At 73.0% G+C, this 1,642-nt stretch carries 2 protein-coding genes and 1 pseudogene; 2 read left to right on the forward strand and 1 reads right to left on the reverse strand.

The window, feature by feature from the left end:
- A pseudogene (locus AB0C29_RS47300) lies at positions 1-185 on the forward strand (MFS transporter); the annotation flags it as partial.
- On the forward strand, positions 182-850 hold the full coding sequence (locus AB0C29_RS47305; protein ID WP_360834784.1) for an HAD family hydrolase: 669 nt from the start codon (positions 182-184) through the stop codon (positions 848-850). The pseudogene AB0C29_RS47300 and the gene AB0C29_RS47305, both read left to right, overlap by 4 nt.
- On the opposite strand, the gene AB0C29_RS47310 is transcribed toward AB0C29_RS47305, so the two are convergent.
- Positions 825-1,642 (reverse strand): L-lactate permease (locus tag AB0C29_RS47310; protein WP_360834786.1); only part of this gene is annotated, 818 nt, incomplete at its 5' end. The genes AB0C29_RS47305 and AB0C29_RS47310 overlap by 26 nt on opposite strands.

The following is a 1,642-nucleotide window of genomic DNA, read 5'->3' on the forward strand; positions in this document are numbered from 1 at the left end:
TCGCCTGGGTGGCGACGGCCTTCGCGGTCGGCAGCGCGATCTGTGCGGCGGCGGCCGGTCCCCTGGTCGCTGCCGGCATCCGGTACGGCCTCAGCCTCGCACCCATGGCCGCGCTGATCTGCGTCGCGGTGCTGACTGTGGTGTACCGGGCGAGCTCGGCGCCGGCTCGGGTGGGCGGCGCGTGACCGGCCACATCGTCTGGGACTGGAACGGCACGGTCTTCGGCGACAGCCGGGCGCTCATCGACGCGACCATCGACGCCTTCGCCGCGTGCGGCCTGCCCGCCGTCACCCGCGCGGCCTACCAGCGCCACCACACCCAGCCGATCACCACCTTCTACGAGCGGCTCGCCGGCCGGCCGCTGACCGGCGACGAGCAACGACGGCTCGACGAGTGCTTCCGCGCCGCGTACGCCCGGCACCGTACGGCCGTGACCCTCACCGCCGACGCGATCGACGCGTTCTCCCGGTGGACGGCCGCCGGCGGCCGGCAGTCGCTGCTCTCGATGTATCCGCACGAGCAGCTCGTCCCGCTGATCGCTGCCGCGGGCATCGGCCACCATTTCACCCGCGTCGACGGCAGCACCGGCCGGGACCTGGCCCACAAGGCCCCGCATCTGCGCCGCCACCTGCACGAGCAGGGCATCGCGGCGCACCACGCGGTCGTCGTCGGGGACAGCTTCGACGACGCCCGCGCGGCCCGCGAGTGCGGCGTCCGGTGCGTGCTCTACCACCCGGGCGAGGACGCTCTGCACGCCCGCGACCACTTCGCCGACGCCGGTGTGCCGGTCGTGGCGACGCTGACCGCCGCGGTGGAACTGCTGCTCAGCCGCCCGGCACCATCCAGCTGAGTACGGGCGTGCCCTGCAGGGTGACCAGGACACACATGACCAGCAGCAGCACCAGGCTCCAGCCGACCACCTTGCGGAAGATGTCACCCTCCCGGCCGGCCATGCCGACGGCGGACGCGGCGATCGCCAGGTTCTGCGGGCTGATCATCTTGCCCAGCACCCCGCCGGAGGAGTTCGCGGCGGCGAGCAGCACCGGATCGAGCCCGGCGCGGGCCGCGGTCTCCACCTGCAGGGCGCCGAAGAGAGCGTTGGCCGAGGTGTCGGAACCGGTCACCGCCACCCCGATCCAGCCCAGGATGGAGGACAGGAAGATGAACAGCCCACCGGCCTGCGCGAGGAACTCGCCGAGCGTGTTGGTCTGGCCGGACTGGTTGAGCACGTAGGCCAGCGCCAGCACCGCCATCACGGTCACGATGGCGTGCCGGAGCTCCACATAGGTGTCGGCGTAGGCCCGCAGGGCCCGGCCGGGCCGGATCCGCAGCACCACCGCGGTCAGGATGCCGGCCAGGATCATCAGGGTGCCCGCGGCGCCGAGCCAGCCCAGGGTGAAGGTGGTCGAGGCCAGCGGTTTGCCGTTGGTGCCGATGATGTGCAATCCCGGCCAGCCGAAGGTGACCGTCCACGGCCGCCCGGCCAGGGCCGACTTGACCGCCCCGATGTTGGCGATCGAGAAGATCACGATGATGATCAGGTACGGGGCGTAGGCGCGGGCGATGTCGACCCCGCTGTCGCGGCGCGCCAGGCCGGCGTCCGCACCGGCCCGGGCCGGCTCCTTGTCCGCCCCGCCCGGCC

Source organism: Actinoplanes sp. NPDC048791 (genome assembly GCF_040650095.1).
GTDB lineage: Bacteria > Actinomycetota > Actinomycetes > Mycobacteriales > Micromonosporaceae > Actinoplanes.